Origin of the sequence: Microvirga arsenatis, assembly GCF_009910705.1 — a bacterium.
Taxonomy (GTDB): Bacteria; Pseudomonadota; Alphaproteobacteria; order Rhizobiales; family Beijerinckiaceae; genus Microvirga; species Microvirga arsenatis.
Genome location: NZ_JAAAXJ010000001.1, coordinates 145,207 through 162,805, shown reverse-complemented (window position 1 = coordinate 162,805; position 17,599 = coordinate 145,207). Strand labels below are relative to the sequence as shown.

Below are 17,599 nucleotides of genomic sequence, written 5' to 3'. Positions count from 1 at the left end.
CTCCCGGCCATTTTCTTTTGCCTACAGCGAGCTCTCCTCGACCTCGCAGCTCAGGCCCAGGGCGCCGGCCGTATTGCCGACGGTCGCGAGGCAGAGATCCGTCCGGTCCGCCGGGATCGAGACGGCAAACCGCGTCACGTAGAGCCCGCCCTCCGCGTCGGAGAGCTTGCGGGCCTCGAGACGCACGATATTGGCCTCGTACTGCCGGAACACCTCCGCGAGGCGGGCGACGAGGCCGAGCTGGTCGCCGCCGCTGATGGCGATGCGATGCGTGACGCTTCCTGCCGGGCCGGGACTCGGGTCGAAGGCATAGGGAACGGCGCGGATCTCGGCACCGTCCAGTTCCGGAAGGCGTTTCAGCCCCGCCTCCACCTCGTCGGCCCGCAAGCCGGAGGGCAGCTCGCACAGCGCAACGAACTCCGCACCGGTGCCCAGCGCGGCGAAGGTCGTGTCGCGCAGGTTCACGCCGATGTCGAACAGGTGTTCCGCAATCGCAGCAACGAGCCCGACCCGATCGGGGCCGAGAACCGAGACCAGGGCAACCGACGCCATGCCTTCCTCCTGAGAATGCGCCGGAGGGGATCTAGCGCGTTATGCCGCAGCGTCAGCCCTTTTCGCGCATGAGCCGCGCCCGCTCCCGGTTCCAGGAGCGTTCCTTCTCCGTCTCGCGCTTGTCGTGGAGCTTCTTGCCCCGGCCGAGGCCCAGCTCCACCTTCGCGCGTCCGCGGTCGTTGAAATAGATCTTGAGCGGGATCACCGTGAAACCCTCCCGCTGCGTGGCGCCGATCAGCTTGTTGATCTGGTGCTTGTGCAGCAGCAGGCGCCGCGGGCGCTTGGTCTCATGGTTGAAGCGGTTGGCCTGCAGGTATTCGGGGATGTAGGCGTTGAAGAGGTAGAACTCCTCGCCCGACGGCCCGGCATAGGCTTCGCCGATGGTTGCCTTGCCCTGGCGCAGGGATTTCACCTCGGTGCCGGTCAAGGCGATGCCTGCCTCGTAGGTGTCGAGAATCTCGTAGTTGAACCGCGCCTTCCTGTTGTCGGCGACGACGCGGTTGGGGCTCTTCGGATCTTTTGCCATGAGCTGTTTTTATGCGTTGATCAGGCCCGCATGGACCATGGCCGAGCGCACGGCCTCCTTCGCCTTGTCGGAGGCGGGCACCAGCGGCAGGCGCACAGTATCCTCCATGAGGCCGAGGAGCGAAGCGGCATACTTCACGGGCGTCGGATTGGTCTCGATGAACAGGTTGGTGTGCAGGGGCATGAGCCGGTCCTGCACCTTCAGGGCCGAGGCGTAGTCGCCCTTGAGGCAGGCGTTCTGCATCTCGGCGCAGAGGCGCGGCGCCACGTTCGAGGTCACGGAGATGCAGCCATGCCCGCCATGGGCCATGAAGCCGAGCGCCGTGGCATCCTCGCCGGAAAGCTGGATGAAGTCGGGACCCATCATCTGCCGCTGCAGGCTGACGCGGGCCATGTTGGCGGTGGCGTCCTTCACCCCGGCGATGTTCTTGAGTTCGTAAAGGCGCGCCATCGTCTCCACCGACATGTCGATCACCGAGCGGCCGGGGATGTTGTAGATGATGATCGGGATGCCGATGGCGTCGTTGATCGCCTTGTAGTGCTGGTAGAGCCCCTCCTGCGTCGGCTTGTTGTAGTAGGGCGTGACGATCAGCACCGCATCGGCGCCCACCTTCTCCGCATGCCTGGCGAAGGCCACCGCCTCGGCCGTGCTGTTGGAGCCGGCGCCGGCGATCACGGGCACCCTGCCCTTCGCCTCCTCGACGCAGATCTCGACGACCCGCTCGTGCTCCTTGTGGCTCAGCGTGGGGCTCTCGCCGGTGGTGCCCACCGGGACGAGCCCGTTCGTGCCCTCCTGGATCTGCCAGCTGACGAAGGACCGGAACGCCGCCTCATCCACGGCTCCATCCTTGAAGGGGGTCACCAGTGCCGTGATGGAGCCTTTGAACTGGGTCATGATCGTCCTCGATAAAATGCCCGGGCCGGGTCAGGAGGCCACGAGGGCTTAACACATAGGGGGTGCGGCGCATGGGCGCAAACGTTCGTTCGGGGAGTTGTCCTAGCTCGGCACTTAGTGTTTCCTCAAGAGAAACGTCGTCACAATAAGGGATAGGCGGCAGCAAAGGGGTTGCGGGTGAGTCTCAACATGCGTCCTTTCATGGGTCTTCTGACATCGGTCGCGCTTGTCCAACTCTCCACCTTCGCCGTTCATGCCAGCGACACGCCGGGCGCCAGGGTCGAGCCCCCTCCGCCGGCCAGCCTCGAAAGCTTCGTACCTGCCAATCCGGCTCCGGGAGACCTGGAACACCTGACCGGAATCTTCAAGGCTTACAGGGACAACGATCTGACCGAGGCTCAGATCCTCAAGACCAAGCTCGCCCAGCCGGCGGCGCACGCCCTCGCGGAATGGTTCGCCATCCGCAGCGGCCTCCCCATGGGCTTCGACCGGATCATGGCCTTCCAGAGGGACTATCCGGACTGGCCGGTCACGAACCAGATCCGCAGGCGCAGCGAGGATGCGCTGCTGGCAGACCGCAGGCCGCCCTCCGAGGTGCTCGCCTTCTTCGCCAAGCAGCCGCCGGCCACCGTCAGCGGGCGCCTGGCTCTGGCCTTCGCCCTGAAGGCGGAGGGCCGCGACACGGAGGCCGACGACAAGATCCGGCACGTCTGGCGCGAGGATACGTTCGGACCCGATATCGAGCGACGCATCCTCGACCGCTTCCCCGGAGTGCTCGCCCGGGCCGACCACCGCTTCCGCATGGAACGGCTCCTCCTGAAGGAGAACTGGGGTGGGGCCCAGCGGGCGGCTGGCCGTGCGGGCAAGGAGTACGAGCTCCTCGTGAAGGCGCGCATGGCTGTCTTCCAGGGCAAGAAGAAAGCCGAGAAGGCTTTTGCCGCCGTTCCGGCCTCCCTCCGGAGCGACCCTTCCTATCTGTTCTCGCGCGCCCTGCTCCAGCGCCGCAGCAACAACCTGGTGGAGGCCGCCGCCATCATCAAGCAGGCGCCGCGGGATCCGGAACTCCGGGTCGACGGCGACGAATGGTGGGCCGAGCAGCGCCTGATCACGCGCGAGCTCCTCGACAAGGGCGATGCCAGAACCGCCTATGAGGTGGCGAGCCACCACGCCGCCGAATCGCCGGTGCAGCAGATCGAGGCGGAGTTCCATGCCGGCTGGATCGCCCTGCGCTTCCTGAACGAACCGGCCGTGGCGGCCCGGCATTTCGCCACGGTCGCCAGGACCGCTTCGACTCCCATTTCGCAATCGCGGGTTGCCTATTGGCAGGGACGGGCTGCGGAAGCGGCCGGGCAGGAGCAGGACGCCCGGCTGTTCTACCAGCGCGCCGCCGAGAACCCGACGACCTATTACGGCCAGCTGGCGCGGGAGAAGCTCGGCCTCGGCATCACGCTCAGAAAGGTCGATCCCCTCACCGAGGACGAGCGCAGGGCCTTCGACGCGCAGGTTCCGGTCCAAGCCGTCCGGCTGCTGCAGCAGATCGGCGAGCAGGACCTCGCCATGAGCCTCTACTCCGATCTGGCCCAGACCCTGAGCGACCCGGGCAAGCTCGACGCCCTGGCGAGCCTCGCCGCCTCGCAGCAGAACCCGCGCGCGGTTCTTGCCATCGGCAAGATCGCCCTGCAGCGGGGCTTTCCCCTTGACCAGCACGCCTATCCCCTGGCGGCCATTCCCGATTTCCAGCCGGTGGGCGACGAGGTCGAGACCGCGATGATCTATGCCATCGCCCGGCAGGAAAGCGCCTTCAACCCGCGCGCCATCTCGAGCGCCGGCGCCCGCGGGCTCATGCAGCTCATGCCGGCGACCGCGAAGAGAACCGCTCAGCGTTTCGGCGTCGGGTTCGACCTCAAGCGGCTGATCGAGGATCCGTCGTACAACGCCAAGATCGGCTCGGCGCATCTGGGCGAGCTCATGGAGGACTGGAAAGGCTCCCACATCCTCGCCTTCGCCTCCTACAATGCGGGCGGAGGCAACGTGATCAAGTGGGTCCGGTCCTATGGCGATCCTCGCAAGCCCGACGTGGACGAGGTGGATTGGGTGGAGCGCATTCCGTTCTACGAGACTCGGAACTACGTTCAGCGCGTGCTGGAAAATCTCCGTGTCTACCGGGAGCGCCTGAACCAGAAGCCTGCTCCGGCCGCTCCTGCGACCGCGGATGCGACAGGCACCCAGTGATGGTGTTAAATCCCGTTCTGCGAGATCATGAACGTGGATTGAGATGAGCGAACCCTACCGCGACCTCTTCGTGTCCGCAGCCGATGGCCTGCGCCTCTATGCCCGCGACTACGGGCCCGAGACGGGCGACGCCCTGCCGGTGGTGTGCCTCTCCGGCCTCGCGCGCTCATCGGAGGATTTCCACGACCTGGCCCTGGCCCTGAGCAGCGACGTCATGCGGCCGCGGCGGGTCCTGTCGCTGGATTATCGCGGCCGCGGGCGCTCCGACTGGGACCCGGACTGGCGGCACTACGACGTCAAGGTGGAGTTGAACGACACCCTGCAGGTGCTCGCCGCCGCAGGCATCGATAAGGCCGTCTTCGTCGGCACCTCGCGCGGCGGCTTGATTACCATGGGCTTGAGCGCCGCTCGTCCGACCCTCATCGCAGGCGCAGTCCTCAACGATGTCGGCCCCGTCCTTGAAGCGGAGGGGCTGAAGAGGATTCGCGGCTATGTGGGCAAGCTGCCCATCCCTCGCACCCTGGACGAAGGCGTGCAGCTTCTGCGCCGGATTTCGGGATCGCAGTTCCCGGGATTTTCGGACGAGCAATGGGTGGCGATGGCGCGAGGCACCTGGCGCGAGAGCGAGGGCAAACTGTCCCTCAACTACGACGCCAGCCTGATGAAGACCCTTGAGGGCCTCGACCTCGAGGCGCCGCTCCCGGACCTCTGGCCGCTCTTCGAGGGTTTGAAGCCCTTTCCGGTCCTGGTCATCCGCGGCAGCCTCTCCGATCTCCTGTCGGCCGAGACGGTGCAGGCGATGCAGGAGCGCCATCCGCGCCTCGACGCCGTGACCGTGCCCGGCCAGGGCCATGCCCCTGCTCTCGACGGCGCTCTGATCGAGACCATCCGCAGCTTCATCCTCCGAACGGAAGCCTCGGCTTAAGCGACACAGACATTCAAGCGCGAAAATGCCGCCTCTTCGGCAAAGGCGGCATTTTTCATCGCGCCGTGCGCGATGCGTCCCAAAAGAAAAACCCCGGTGTTGCCACCGGGGTCTTCCTGTCCAATCAGACGAGCCGATTAGAAGTCGCGCTGGATGCGCAGACGGCCTTCCCAGCGATCGTCGTCGTTGCCGAGAACGAGCAGGGTCGGGTCGCGGTCGATGTTGTGGTAGAGAACTTCCACACCGATATCGAGGCCCGAAACCGGCGACCAGATCAGGTTGCCGCCGACCGTCCAAGCGTGGAAGTCGGGGAGACCGACGAGCGTGCCGGACGCATCGTACTCGACGTTCACGTACGAACCGAAGATGTTCGAACGCAGTTGGGGAGTCCAGTAGTGGCGCAGGCCAGCATACACGCCCCAGCCGGAGCCGGTCTCGATCTCGCCGTTAGCCGGGTTGTAGTAGGCTTCAGCGACGGGCGCGGAAACCGTGCCGACGCTGGCGCTGGTGCCGAGGCCGAGGTAGCTGAGAGCGCCGTCGGCGTAGGTCGCAGCGATGAACAGAGCGTCACCGGCAGCGAGCATCGGCAGGTTCACGCCGACCTGACCGGAGATGGCCCAGCCATACTCGGTGTCAGGAATGACGCCAACGCCGCCCGAGGTGATCGCAACGCTGCGGAGCTGGTGCACCACACCGGAGAGCTGAGCCGAACCCCAGGTGCCGGCATACTTCAGGTTAGCCACCACGTCGGGGAAGCGCTCGCCAGCCGGCGAGAAGTACGGAGCGTCGGCAACGTTCGTGCCTTCGCCGTCTTCAAGCGAGATCGAGGCCGAGAAGCCGTTGCCGAAGGTGAAGGTGTAGGCGAGCAGGTTCACGTCGGGGAAGTCGTAGAAGCCCACGACGCCACCCCAGTTACCCGTCGGCAGGTCCTGGTTCACGAAGAACGAGGGAGCGCGACCGGCGGTGAGGCCGCCGAACTGGATGAAGGCCTGAGCAGCCTGGGCGTCCGAAGCAACGCCGCCGCCAGCGTAAACGCCGGTGTTACGGGTGATCTCGAGACGCACGAAGGTGCGCAGGAGGCCGTAAGCGGTCGCCGTGCGGGCATCGAGCTGAACGCGGCCACGGGCGCGGAAGCCGATGGAGTCTTCAGCGCGGGAGAGCGGCTCGACGTAGCGATACTCGGCGCGGACGCGGCCGCCGACGCGCAGGCAGGTTTCCGTGCCCGGGATGTAGAAGAAGCCGGCTCCGTAGGTGGAGCAGACGCGAACGTACTCAACAGCAGCGGCCTTCTTCGCGGGAAGATCGGCAGCTTGAGCCCCGGCAACAGCCGCGAGACCCGCGACCGATCCGAGGAAGAGGCTCTTAACGAGCTTCATGGTTAAACCTCCAAAGTTTCGAGACCCTGGGGGGCCGGGTTTTTGTGCTTCGACAGCTTCTACGAAGCTCCCGACACGTCCCTTTTCCCCTAGTACCCGGCGGCTCGTCTTCTCGATCGAACCCACCAGGATCACGACTGGGGTGCCCCCGTCGCTGCAGCCACATTATCCAGGACGGCCCCGCAAGCAACCGAATGAAGGCGCAAAATGGGCGGCGGACGGGGCTTTTCAGGGGCATGTTGCACAAAGGCAACGCTCCTGACGACGGGCTTTACCCTTTGTTAGGTTTCGGGGCTCTTTTTTTACAAAGCGTTAAGAAATAAGGGCTTTCTCACTCTGCTCTGCCGGACGTCCCCGTCCGGACCAGGCTCGGCGCCAGCCACATTCAGCGCGGCCCTGTGCATAACGCGCTTCACATTTTCGGCAGATTCGCGCGTTCCGAACAGAAAAGAGGCCGGGACGGACCCGGCCTCCTCGCGAATCGTGGATTCTGCGGCCTCAGGCCACCTTCGGCTTCAGGACGCCGCGACGGATCTGATCCTCCTCGATGGATTCGAAGAGCGCCTTGAAGTTGCCCTCGCCGAATCCCTCGTCGCCCTTGCGCTGGATGTACTCGAAGAAGATCGGCCCGATGGCGGTCTTGCCGAAGCGCTGGAGCAGCACCTTCGTGAAGCCGCCCTCGACCACCCCCTCCCCGTCGATGAGGATGCCGTTCCTCTGGAGTCGGTCCAGGGGCTCGCCATGGTTCGGCAGGCGCTTGTCCACCCGCGAATAATAGATGTCGTTGGGGGCCGGCATGAAATCGAGGCCCGCGGCAATGAGCGTCTCGATGGATTCGTAGAGGTCGTGGGAGCCCAGGGCGACATGCTGGATGCCCTCGCCCTTGTATTCCTGCAGGTACTCCTCGATCTGCCCGGTCTCGCCCGCATCCTCGTTGATCGGGATGCGGATCTTGCCGTCCGGGCTCGTCATGGCGCGGGAATGCAGGCCCGTCAGCTTGCCCTCGATATCGAAGTAGCGGATCTGGCGGAAGTTGAAGAGCCGCTCGTAAAAGCCTGCCCACTCGTTCAGCCGTCCGCGATAGACGTTATGGGTCAGGTGATCGATGTAGTAGAGGCCGACGCCCTTCGGCTTCGGATCGGGCTCGCCCAGCCACTCGAAATCCACGTCGTAGATCGAGCCCTTCGCGCCGTAGCGGTCCACGAAATAGATCTGCAGCCCGCCGATGCCTTCGATCGCCGGGATCTCGAGCTCGTTGGGGCCGACCTGCGTCTGCGTGGGCTTGGCCCCCATGGAGAGGGCCCGGTCATAGGCATATTTCGCGTCCGCGACCCGGAAGGCCATGGCGGGGGCGGAAGGTCCGTGCTGCGCCGCAAAGCGCTCCGCGAAGGAGCCCGGCTGTGCATTGACGATGAAGTTGATGTCACCCTGGCGGTAGAGCGTCACGTTCTTCGAGCGGTGCCTGGCCACCGCGCTGAAGCCCATCTGCGTGAAGAGACGGTCCAGGGCCTGCGGGTCGGGATGGCAGAACTCCACGAATTCGAAACCGTCCGTCCCCATGGGGTTTTCTTCGGAAATGGCGGCCGGCGGCGCATCGTGCGGGAACGGTCCCATGGTCTTCCTCCTGTCATGCCTCCCGTCAGGGAGGTCTTTGCATGTGAAACCAACGCATTCGCCATTCGGCGGATGCAATCTTTCGTCACGCGGCGTCGGGCTGGCGATCCGGCGCGGCGCCCCGGAAAGCCTTGAGCTCGGCGCAGGCCGCATCGACCGCGACGATCTTCGGGTAGGCGTCGAGCGGGATGTTGAAGCGGCGTGCGTTGAAGACCTGCGGCACGAGGTAGATGTCGGCCAGCGTGATCCGGGTCCCGAAGGCATAGGGGCCGGCCCCGAGCATCGCCTCGATGGCGGCAAAACCCTCGCGCACCCAATGGGCATACCATGCGTCGGCAGCCGCCTGATCGTGCCCCAGCCGGTTCTTGAGGTAGGCCAGCGTGCCGGAATTGTTTAGCGGGTGGATATCGCAGGCGATCAGGCTCGCAATGGCCCTCACCTTGGCGCGGTTCACCGCACCGACGGGCAGGAGGGGCGGCTCGGGATAGGTCTCGTCGAGATATTCCAGGATGGCCGGGGACTGGATGAGGATTGCTGAGCCGATGTCCAGGGACGGCACGCGATGCTGCGGATTGACCGCCCCGTATCGCGGCTCGCGCTGCTCCCCCTTGAGAAGGTTGATCGGGACGGATTCGTATGAGACGCCCTTGAGGTTGAGGGCGATCCGCACCCGGTACGCCGCCGACGAACGGAAATAGGTGTAGAGCTTCACGCCTCGTCCTCCTCGCTGCCGTGGGGCGCGAGCTGCCGCGCCTGCCGGGTGAGCCTGTCGATCAAGGACGAGAGCGTCCTCTGCTCCTGGGGGCTGAGAACCGAGAGCAGGCGCTCCTCGACGGCCAGGGCCTGCGGCGCCACCGCCTCGTAGATCGCGCGCCCGGCCGGCGTGAGGGCCAGAAGCTCCTCCCGGCGGTCGTCGAGATTCGGGCGGCGGACCACGAGCCCCCGCTTTTCGAGCGCCGAGACCGCCCGCGATACGGTGGATTTGTGCATGACGCCGTCGGGCGCCATGTCTCGCGCCGTGCGATGCTCATATTGTCCGAGGGTGACGATGACCCGCCAGGCGGGGATCGAGAGGCCGAAGCGCTCGGCATAGATCTGCGCAAGGGCGCTCGAGGTGAGCCCCGCCAGAACGTTGAGTCGATAGGGCAGGAACTCCTCCAGCACCACCAGAGGTTCGGGAACCCGCTTCTTCGCCGCCGATCCAGCTGCCATCGCTCCACCAATCGTTGACTCTGCAACCAATACCGGAATTCGTTGCAGAAGCAACTAGATTGATGTGACGCTACGTCAAGATCCGTTCGAAGCAGCTCAACCGCTCAGGGCCAGATCTGCGATGACAGGCAGATGATCGGAGCCTACATCCGACCCGACGTGACTTCGGAGCATCCGAATGCCGGTCCCCGTCAGGACATGGTCGATCATGAGCCCTGCCAGGGGAAGCCGGGACAGCCATGTGGCCGACAGGTCCCTCTCCTGCGGATTGTCCCTCACGCCCGCTTGCTCGGCGAACCGACGAAAACCCCGGGACCAGGGCGTGAGATTGAGGTCGCCCATCACCACCACATCCCCCGTCGAGGCTGCTCGTGCAGCGGCGGCGGCAATCCTCAGCTGAGCCTCCTGAAGCCGGAGATTCCGTCCCAAGGGACGCGCCGCATGAAGGCCGACGAGCGTCAGGCACAGACCTGCTCGGTGAGGATCGCAGGCCCGTACGGAAAGAACGGGGAGGAACGCGGCTGCGCTCCGATCGATCGACCGTTGTTCGATCCGCCACCGGCTCAGCAGCACGACGTCGAAGGGCGATCCGTTGCGCTCGGCGAGACGATGGGGATACCGGTTCGCCAGCGGTTCCATGAGCGGGGTTCCATCCTCCGGCAGCTCGGTGAGGAGGATCATGTCGGGCTTCCACTGCTCGACGAGCGCTTGGAACGCTTCCGGGCGAGTGCCGCGACCGTGCAAGTTCAACGTCATGACCCGGAGATGGCCCGTGCCGATGCTTCCGGCGTCGCGAACGAGCTGAATATAGGGTGCGACCGGCACTGCATTCGCACCAAGTGCGAGAATGCTCAGGACTGCGGCCGCTCGGGAGGATGTCCATAGGGCCGCGACAAGGCAGATGATGCTCGCCGCAAGCCATTGCAGCCGGAAGTGAGACAGAAGATCGAGGATCCACCACTCTGCCCCGAAGAAACTGGCAAGAGTGACGAGAGCAAGCGATGCGGCCGGTCCTGCCGGCCATATCGCTTGCTTTGGACGTAGGGCGCTCGCAATCACACCCGGCCGCGGGTGCGGATCATGAAGGTGTCGAAGGCATATTCGTTGAGCTGCCACCAGGGCAGCACGTCGTTGCGGTAGGCGACCATGGAGTCGTAGACCTTCTTGAAGTCCGCGTTCTTGGCGGAGAGTTCGGCATAGAGTTCGTTCGCCGCCCTGAGCGAGGCCTCCATGATGGCCGGCGAGAAGGTGCGCAGCTCCGCACCGGCACCGACCATGCGGCGCAGGGCCTGGCCGTTCACGGCATCGTACTTGGCCAGCATCCAGTTGTTCGCCGCCTCGGCCGCATTCTGCATGATCGCCTGGTAGTGCTTCGGCAGCTCGTTCCACTTCGCTTGGTTGACCACGAGGTGCAGCATGGCGCCGCCCTCCCACCAGCCGGGGGCGTAGTAGTACTTGGCGACCTTCAGGAAGCCGAGCTTCTCGTCGTCATAGGGACCGACGAACTCGGCCGCGTCGAGGGTGCCGCGCTCCAGGGCCGGATAGACGTCGCCGGGCGCGAGCTGCTGCGGCACGACGCCGAGCTTGGCGAGCACCATGCCGCCGAGGCCGCCGATGCGGAACTTGAGGCCGTTCAAATCCTCGACGGTGTTGATCTCCTTGCGGAAGAAGCCGCCCATCTGCGTGCCGGAATTGCCGCAGACCAGGGAGGTGCAGTTATACTTTGCCAGAACCTCGTTGATGATCTCCTTGCCGCCGGCGAAATGCCACCAGGAATGGAGCTGGCGCGCATTGAGGCTGAAGGGGAGACCGGTGCCCATGCCCAGCGCCGGCTCCTTGCCGACCCAGTAATAGGTGGGGGTGTGGGCGCATTCCACGGAGCCGTTCTGCACCGCATCCATGGCCTGCAGGCCGCCGACGATCTCGCCGGGGGCGAAGACCTGGATCTGGAACTTGTTGTCCGTGGCGTCCGCCATGTACTTGGCGAAGGTCTGGGCCGTGCCGAAGATCGTGTCGAGGGATTTCGGGAAGCTCGAGGTCAGGCGCCAGCGGATCTCGGGCTGCGTCTGCGCGATGGCGGGAGCCGCCACCGTGCCGGCCGCCGCCGCGAGGCCGGCGCCTTTCAGGAAGTTTCTTCTCTTCATCGTCGTCATTGGCGTTTCCCCGGAAAGCGTTTCGTTGCAAGCTGAGTGGACCATAACAACCCGGTCGGTGGCAATGAAGCTCTCCTCCCTCAATCAAGGCCGTGATGGCCGCCTCGTCGTCGTGTCGAAGGACCTCACCCGCGCAACGGATGCATTCTTCATCGTTCCGACGCTTCAGCAAGCCCTGGACGACTGGGACAGGGTCGAGCCGCGCCTGCGCGACCTCGCCGAGCAGCTCGAGCACGGATCGGTGCCGACCTTCCGGTTCCACGAGCACGACTGCGCCTCGCCCCTGCCCCGCGCCTATCAATGGGCCGACGGATCGGCCTATGTGAATCACGTGGAGCTGGTGCGCAAGGCCCGCGGGGCTGAGATGCCCCAATCCTTCTGGACCGACCCGCTCATGTACCAGGGCGGCTCCGATTCCTTCCTCGGCCCGCGGGACCCGATTCCCGCCCTCGACGAGGCCCACGGCATCGACTTCGAGGGCGAGGTGGCCGTCATCACCGGCGACGTGCCGATGGCCGCCACCCGCGAGGAGGCCGCGGCGGCCATCCGCCTCGTGGTGCTCGTCAACGACGTCTCCTTGCGCAACCTGATCCCGGGCGAGCTCGCCAAGGGCTTCGGCTTCTTCCAGGCGAAGCCCTCCTCCACCCTGTCGCCGGTGGCGGTCACGCCCGACGAGCTGGGCGATGCCTGGGACGGGGGGCGGCTGCACCTTCCCCTCCTGTCCACCCTCAACGGCAAGCCCTTCGGCCGGCCCAATGCCGGCGTGGACATGACCTTCGACTTCCCGACCCTGATCGCCCACGCGGCCAGAACGCGGCCTCTGGGGGCGGGCACGATCATCGGCTCGGGCACGGTCTCCAACCGGGATCCGAGCGGCGGCCCCGGCCGGCCGATCGCAGACGGGGGCCTGGGCTATTCCTGCATCGCGGAGCTGCGCACGGTGGAGGCGCTCCTCCACGGCGAGGCCAGAACCCCGTTCATGCGGTTCGGCGACACGATCCGCATCGAGATGAAGGACAAGGACGGCCACTCCATCTTCGGGGCCATCGAGCAGGAGGTCGTAGCCTATCGCAAGGAAGCGTGATGCTGCGCCTGGACCACGTCCAGCTCGCCATCCCCAAAGGGGCGGAAGACAGGTGCAGGCCGTTCTATGTCGGCCTGCTCGGCATGGCGGAAGTGCCGAAACCCCCGGCTCTGGCGGCCCGTGGCGGCCTCTGGCTGGAGAGCGGCCCGGTCAGGATCCACCTCGGGGTCGAGGAGGATTTCCGCCCGGCCCGCAAGGCGCATCCGGCCATCGCCGTCGCCGACCTGGACGCCCTGGCGCGGACCCTGTCCGAGGCGGGCCACGAGCCGGCCTGGGACGGGGCCATTCCCGAGGTGCGGCGCTTCTACGTCCAGGACCCCGTGGGCAACCGGATCGAGTTCATGGAAGCGACCGGCACCGGGGCACCATAGGCGTTCTCCAGCGATGCTCTAGGTCCATTCCCTGCAGAAGCAATGGAGCCTCCCATGGATGATCACGTCTACAAGGTCGTCGAGCTCGTCGGCTCGTCCGAAACCAGCATCGAGGATGCGATCCAGACGGCGATCCGGCGCGCCGGCCAGACCCTGAGGAACCTGCGCTGGTTCGAGGTCATCCAGACCCGCGGCCATGTGGAGAACGGCGAGGTGCGCCATTACCAGGTCGTGCTGAAGGCCGGGTTCACCCTGGAACCCGATTAGAGGAGCGAAGGGCAAGGGCCCTTCGCTCCGATGCTGCGGGGCCTCGCTTCAGATGACGAAGAAGTCGCCGGCCGTCATCTTGAGGGCTTTGGACAGGGTGGCGATGTGAACCTGCGCCTTCGATCCGGTCCCGTCCTGATCGTAGTAGAGCTTGCCGGATTTCTTGTCGTAGACGATCCGATCCTCCCGGTCCTGCGCCCGCGCAGCGCTCACGAAGGCATCCGACGCCAGCTTCTGCGGGCGGGCGAGGCTGCCCTTGCCGCCCAGCGCCCCGAACGCAGCATTGTCGAGCCAGATGCTGTCCTGCGGAACCGAGAAGTCCGAAATGGAATCCACGTTCGTGCTCCCTGGCCGGGTGTCGAACACGAACACGTCCTGACCCGCGCCGCCCGCGAGGAGGTCCCTGCCGGCGCCGCCATAAAGCGTGTCATGGCCGGCCTCCCCTTGCAGCCCATCCGCCCCGGCCCCGCCGCGCAGCACGAACGGGGTTGTTTCCACGGCATTGTTCACGGCGATGGTGAAGGTCTGGCTGGTCACCCCGCCGTAATCGTCCTGCGCCTGCACCACCACGCTGTGCTGGCGGGCGGCCTCGAAATCGAGGGGCTGGGCCACCACGAGGCTGTTGCCGACGATGGCGAAGGGGCTTCCTGCGCCCAGGCTGTAGGTGATGCGGTCGCCATCGGCATCCTGGGCCAGGAGAGTTGCCACCACGCTGCCGACCGGGGCGTTCTCCACCGTGCTCTGCGTGGAGAGACCCAGATTTGTCGGGGCTGCGTTGGTGAGCGCCATCACACCGTCGGCGAACTGGAGGAAGCGCACGCTGCGCACCACATCCGTGCCATCGGGACCGACGACCGTCGCGCCGCCAGCGCCGTCCGGCGTGATCTGGTAAGCGGCTCTCGCGCCGGAGAACACGGCCGTATCGACACCGGCGCCACCGTCCAGCGTGTCGTCGCCGGAGCCGCCCTCCAGAATGTCGTTGCCGCCGGAGCCCGACAGGAGATTGGCCACGCCGTCGCCGATGAAGCGGTCGTCGCCCGCGCCGCCCACGAGCGTCTCGATGCCGGTGAGCGTGTCGAAGCCGTAGCCGGTGTCCTGCGCGGTGCCTTGCAGCCGGAGATCCACGGTGGCGCCGGCAGTCCCGGAGAAAAGTGCCGCGTCGTTGCCCTCGCCTCCATCGAGCGTATCGTCACCCATTCCGCCATCGAGACTGTCGATGCCGGCATACGCACGCAAGACATTGGCGAGACCGTTGCCGATGAGATGGTCGTTACCGCCCCCGGTGGTCTCCACGTTTTCGATATCGATCAACGTATCGAGACCCTCGCCCGTGTTCTGCTGGCGCGTGAGCCGCAGGTCGATCACGTGGGACCCGCCCAACTCGTAGACCGCCGTGTCGACGCCGTCGCCGCCATCGATCACGTCACCACCGTCTCCGCCATCGATCGTCTCGTTGCCTGTTCCTCCTAGGACGACATCGTCGCCATGACCGAGGGATATCCGCCCGCTGATGAAGCCCAAGCGACCCTCATAGCGATCGTTGCCATCATTCAAGCTGATGTATCCGAAGATTTGGCTATGGTTGGTCACCCAATCCCGTGTATCCGAGCCTTTGATGATCGGCTCCTGGCCTCCACCAAGAATAGTTCCATCGTTATTGATTGTATTGATATTTGAACCATTTGGGCTTGAAGCCAATACGATCGAGCCCTTAATCACACCGGTCGAGGTGTTCACGATGGAGGCTCCACCGCCATATACGACGATGGCTTCGAGATTTTGGCGAGACTCAATAACTCCAGCATTGGTGATATGTTGATCACCCTCCAATCCTGCGCTTCCGAGAACAATGCCGATTTGAGCGGAAATCGTCCCATCATTGAGGATTCGGTTTACGGTTCCACCGCAGGCGATTGCTACTTCATTGAAACGGAACTCATTGAATGCCGTCACCATGCCGCTATTGGTGATCCGGTTGGATCCTTCCGAGACGGATATTCCGCACTGCCGTCCCTGAATGACCCCAGTATGGCCAATTGTAACCTCATTCAGACCCCCGGTAATTCCAACACCTGTGATGTCTGAAAAGACTGAGCCGTAAATGCTTAGATCCAATCGAGTCTGTGTGCTGGAGCAGGAGATTCCGAGGCCTGTTGGGGGCGCAATAGATACACCTTGGGCCAGCACGACCGAACTGCCCGGATTCGCGACAAAAGTGCTTGTCTGGCTGGTGGTGATAATGGTGTAGGCCATTTTCGCTGCTCCTAAGTGCTAAAACGAGCAAGTGAATCAATGAAACGTTGTTATATAACTTACGATGGGTAAGCAAGCTCAAATTGTGGAAAATTCGATAGAGTAGCGATCTAAAATGGTGGCGTTATTCTGGCCTCTGCCGTGGCTCTACGGGATGCTATCACGGCAGGTGCCACATCTGGGCCGCTCTTGCGAGCTGGTGACGGGAAAGCAGCCTAGCTGTCGGCAGGAGTCCCGTTACCCCTCCAGCTCCTCCCGCAGCATTTCCAGATCCAGCCAGCGCTCCTCCGCCGCGTGCAGGTCCGCCTGCAGCTGGGTGAGCGCGTCCATGGCCTTCTGGAAGCGGGCCGGGTCGCGGGAATAGAGGTCCGGATCGGCGAGGATCTCTTGGACCTTGGCGATCTTGGCCTCCAGCTCCTCCATGCGCTTGGGCAGGGTCTTGAGGTCGTGCTGCTCGTTGAAGGAGAGCTTGCGCTTTCCTTGAGGTGGAGCCGCAACGGCCGGCTTCTCGGCGTTCTTCGGTTTGGCTTCCTTCTCGACGATGCGCGCCTGCACGCCGCGTCCGCGCTGGGCCACCATGTCGGTGTAGCCGCCCGCATACTCGATCCAGCGCCCCTCGCCTTCCGACACGAGAACGGAGCTCACCGTGCGGTCGAGGAAGTCGCGGTCGTGGCTCACCAGGATCACGGTGCCGGAATAGTCCTGGATCATCTCCTCCAGGAGGTCGAGGGTCTCGAGGTCGAGGTCGTTGGTCGGCTCGTCGAGCACCAGGAGGTTCGAGGGCTGGGCCAGGGCGCGGGCCAGCATGAGGCGGTTGCGCTCGCCGCCCGAGAGCACGCCCACCGGGGTCCTCGCCTGTTCGGGCGAGAACAGGAAGTCCTTCATGTAGCCGATGACGTGCTTGGTCTGGCCGCCGATGGTGACGCTGTCGCCCCGCCCCCCGGTGAGGGTCTCGGCCACGGTGGCGCCCGGGTCGAGGCTCGCCCGGCGCTGGTCGAGGGTGACCATCTGCAGGTTGGAGCCCAGCCGCACGCGGCCCGCATCGGGCTCCAGAACGCCCGTGAGCATGTTGATGAGCGTGGTCTTGCCGGCGCCGTTGGGGCCGACGATGCCGAGCCGGTCCCCGCGCAGGACGCGCAGGGACAGGTTCGCGACGATGGGGCGCTCGCCGTAGGACTTGGAGATGCCCTCCGCCTCGACCACGAGGGTGCCGGACTGCTCGGCCTCCGCCATGGTCATGCTGACCGTGCCGACCGCGCGCTGGCGCTCGCGGTATTGCTGGCGCATGGCATGGAGGTTGCCGAGGCGACGCACGTTGCGCTTGCGCCGGGCGGTGACGCCGTAGCGCAGCCAGTCGGCCTCGGCCACGAGCTTGCGCCCGAGCTTGTGGTGCTCCGCCTCCTCCTGCTCCAGCACCTGATCGCGCCATTCCTCGAAATGGCCAAAACCCCGCTCCATGCGTCGGGTGCGGCCCCGGTCGAGCCAGATCGTGGCCTGGGAGAGGTTTTCGAGAAAACGGCGGTCGTGGCTGATGAGCACGAGGGCGGAGCGCAGGCTCTTCAGCTCGCCTTCGAGCCATTCGATGGCGGGCAGGTCCAGGTGGTTCGTGGGCTCGTCGAGGAGCAGGATGTCGGGTGCCGGCGCCAGCACCTGGGCGAGCGCCGCGCGGCGGGCTTCGCCGCCGGACAGGTCGGTGGTCCGTTCCGCGCCGGTGAGCCCGAGCTGCTCCAGCAGATAGCGCGCCCGGTAGGGGTCGTCGCCCGGCCCCAGGCCCGCCTCCACGTAGGCGAGCGTGGTCGGATAGGCCGTCAGATCGGGCTCCTGGGCGAGATAGCGCACGGTCGCCCCCGGCTGGACGAAGCGCTTGCCGCGATCGGCCTCGATGAGCCCTGCGGCGATCTTCAGAAGGGTGGACTTGCCCGAGCCGTTGCGGCCCACGAGGCAGGCCCGCTCGCCGGGGGAGACGGATAGGTCCGCGCTCTCGATGAGGGGCGTGCCGCCGAAGGTGAGAGCGATGTCCTGGAGGGTCAGAAGAGGAGGAGGCGCCATTCCTGCTCCCCTGACACCTCTTGGTCGCAGATGCAAGACGCCTCCGGTCTGTTACGGGGTGGACGGTCCTCGATCTTTGTGCTCCCCTGCT

General features: G+C 65.3%; 17 protein-coding genes. 6 read left to right on the top strand and 11 right to left on the bottom strand.

The window, feature by feature from the left end:
- Positions 1 to 21: 21 nt before the first annotated feature.
- From GR303_RS00760 to dapA, 3 genes are read right to left on the bottom strand one after another with little or no spacing between them, the layout of a single operon-like run.
- Positions 22 to 552 (bottom strand): glycine cleavage system transcriptional repressor, encoded by a 531-nt coding sequence (locus GR303_RS00760; protein ID WP_161721499.1) that lies wholly within the window; start codon positions 550 to 552, stop codon positions 22 to 24.
- A 52-nt stretch (positions 553 to 604) separates the two neighbouring features.
- Positions 605 to 1,078: an SsrA-binding protein SmpB gene (gene smpB, locus GR303_RS00755; RefSeq protein WP_161721498.1), complete on the bottom strand. Its 474-nt coding sequence runs from the start codon at positions 1,076 to 1,078 to the stop codon at positions 605 to 607.
- A gap of 9 nt (positions 1,079 to 1,087) precedes the next feature.
- Positions 1,088 to 1,972: a 4-hydroxy-tetrahydrodipicolinate synthase gene (gene dapA, locus GR303_RS00750; protein ID WP_161721497.1), complete on the bottom strand. Its 885-nt coding sequence runs from the start codon at positions 1,970 to 1,972 to the stop codon at positions 1,088 to 1,090.
- A 201-nt stretch (positions 1,973 to 2,173) separates the two neighbouring features.
- Here dapA and GR303_RS00745 point away from each other — a divergent pair, with 201 nt between their 5' ends.
- Positions 2,174 to 4,204: a lytic transglycosylase domain-containing protein gene (locus GR303_RS00745; protein ID WP_246726409.1), complete on the top strand. Its 2,031-nt coding sequence runs from the start codon at positions 2,174 to 2,176 to the stop codon at positions 4,202 to 4,204.
- 43 nt (positions 4,205 to 4,247) lie between these two features.
- A complete protein-coding gene (locus GR303_RS00740; protein ID WP_161721495.1) occupies positions 4,248 to 5,129 on the top strand; it encodes an alpha/beta fold hydrolase in 882 nt (293 codons plus the stop codon).
- 137 nt (positions 5,130 to 5,266) lie between these two features.
- Here the strand turns inward: GR303_RS00740 and GR303_RS00735 are convergent, their stop codons facing one another.
- From GR303_RS00735 to GR303_RS00710, 6 genes are all read right to left on the bottom strand, one after another.
- The gene (locus GR303_RS00735; protein ID WP_161721494.1) at positions 5,267 to 6,505 is read right to left on the bottom strand and encodes a porin; all 1,239 of its coding nucleotides are present in this window, start codon (positions 6,503 to 6,505) and stop codon (positions 5,267 to 5,269) included.
- A gap of 498 nt (positions 6,506 to 7,003) precedes the next feature.
- On the bottom strand, positions 7,004 to 8,119 hold the full coding sequence (hppD, locus tag GR303_RS00730; protein ID WP_161721493.1) for a 4-hydroxyphenylpyruvate dioxygenase: 1,116 nt from the start codon (positions 8,117 to 8,119) through the stop codon (positions 7,004 to 7,006).
- 85 nt (positions 8,120 to 8,204) lie between these two features.
- Positions 8,205 to 8,831 (bottom strand): maleylacetoacetate isomerase, encoded by a 627-nt coding sequence (gene maiA / locus GR303_RS00725; RefSeq protein WP_161721492.1) that lies wholly within the window; start codon positions 8,829 to 8,831, stop codon positions 8,205 to 8,207.
- Positions 8,828 to 9,331 carry a MarR family winged helix-turn-helix transcriptional regulator gene (locus tag GR303_RS00720; protein ID WP_161721491.1) on the bottom strand — a complete coding sequence of 168 codons (504 nt, stop codon included), beginning with the start codon at positions 9,329 to 9,331 and terminating at the stop codon, positions 8,828 to 8,830. The genes maiA and GR303_RS00720 overlap by 4 nt, the downstream gene beginning before the upstream one ends.
- Before the next feature lie 96 nt (positions 9,332 to 9,427).
- Positions 9,428 to 10,087 carry an endonuclease/exonuclease/phosphatase family protein gene (locus GR303_RS00715; protein ID WP_161721490.1) on the bottom strand — a complete coding sequence of 220 codons (660 nt, stop codon included), beginning with the start codon at positions 10,085 to 10,087 and terminating at the stop codon, positions 9,428 to 9,430.
- A 299-nt stretch (positions 10,088 to 10,386) separates the two neighbouring features.
- The gene (locus GR303_RS00710) at positions 10,387 to 11,475 is read right to left on the bottom strand and encodes a TRAP transporter substrate-binding protein (protein WP_201751860.1); all 1,089 of its coding nucleotides are present in this window, start codon (positions 11,473 to 11,475) and stop codon (positions 10,387 to 10,389) included.
- 73 nt (positions 11,476 to 11,548) lie between these two features.
- Here GR303_RS00710 and GR303_RS00705 point away from each other — a divergent pair, with 73 nt between their 5' ends.
- The 3 genes from GR303_RS00705 to GR303_RS00695 are packed head-to-tail and all read left to right on the top strand — an operon-like array spanning position 11,549 to position 13,206.
- Positions 11,549 to 12,568, top strand: coding sequence for a fumarylacetoacetate hydrolase family protein (locus GR303_RS00705; protein WP_161721488.1), 1,020 nt, complete (start codon positions 11,549 to 11,551; stop codon positions 12,566 to 12,568).
- Positions 12,568 to 12,939: a VOC family protein gene (locus GR303_RS00700; protein ID WP_201751841.1), complete on the top strand. Its 372-nt coding sequence runs from the start codon at positions 12,568 to 12,570 to the stop codon at positions 12,937 to 12,939. Before GR303_RS00705 ends, GR303_RS00700 begins: the two co-directional genes overlap by 1 nt.
- A gap of 54 nt (positions 12,940 to 12,993) precedes the next feature.
- Entirely contained in the window at positions 12,994 to 13,206 is a 213-nt protein-coding gene (locus GR303_RS00695) for a dodecin (protein ID WP_161721486.1), read from the top strand.
- Positions 13,207 to 13,254: 48 nt separating this feature from the next.
- On the opposite strand, the gene GR303_RS00690 is transcribed toward GR303_RS00695, so the two are convergent.
- Positions 13,255 to 14,727 carry a cadherin domain-containing protein gene (locus GR303_RS00690; RefSeq protein WP_210254014.1) on the bottom strand — a complete coding sequence of 491 codons (1,473 nt, stop codon included), beginning with the start codon at positions 14,725 to 14,727 and terminating at the stop codon, positions 13,255 to 13,257.
- A gap of 291 nt (positions 14,728 to 15,018) precedes the next feature.
- Here GR303_RS00690 and GR303_RS24465 point away from each other — a divergent pair, with 291 nt between their 5' ends.
- Positions 15,019 to 15,291, top strand: coding sequence for a hypothetical protein (locus GR303_RS24465; RefSeq protein WP_210254013.1), 273 nt, complete (start codon positions 15,019 to 15,021; stop codon positions 15,289 to 15,291).
- A 405-nt stretch (positions 15,292 to 15,696) separates the two neighbouring features.
- Here the strand turns inward: GR303_RS24465 and GR303_RS00685 are convergent, their stop codons facing one another.
- Positions 15,697 to 17,508, bottom strand: a complete 1,812-nt coding sequence (locus GR303_RS00685; protein WP_161721484.1) for an ABC-F family ATP-binding cassette domain-containing protein — start codon at positions 17,506 to 17,508, stop codon at positions 15,697 to 15,699.
- Positions 17,509 to 17,599: the final 91 nt, after the last annotated feature.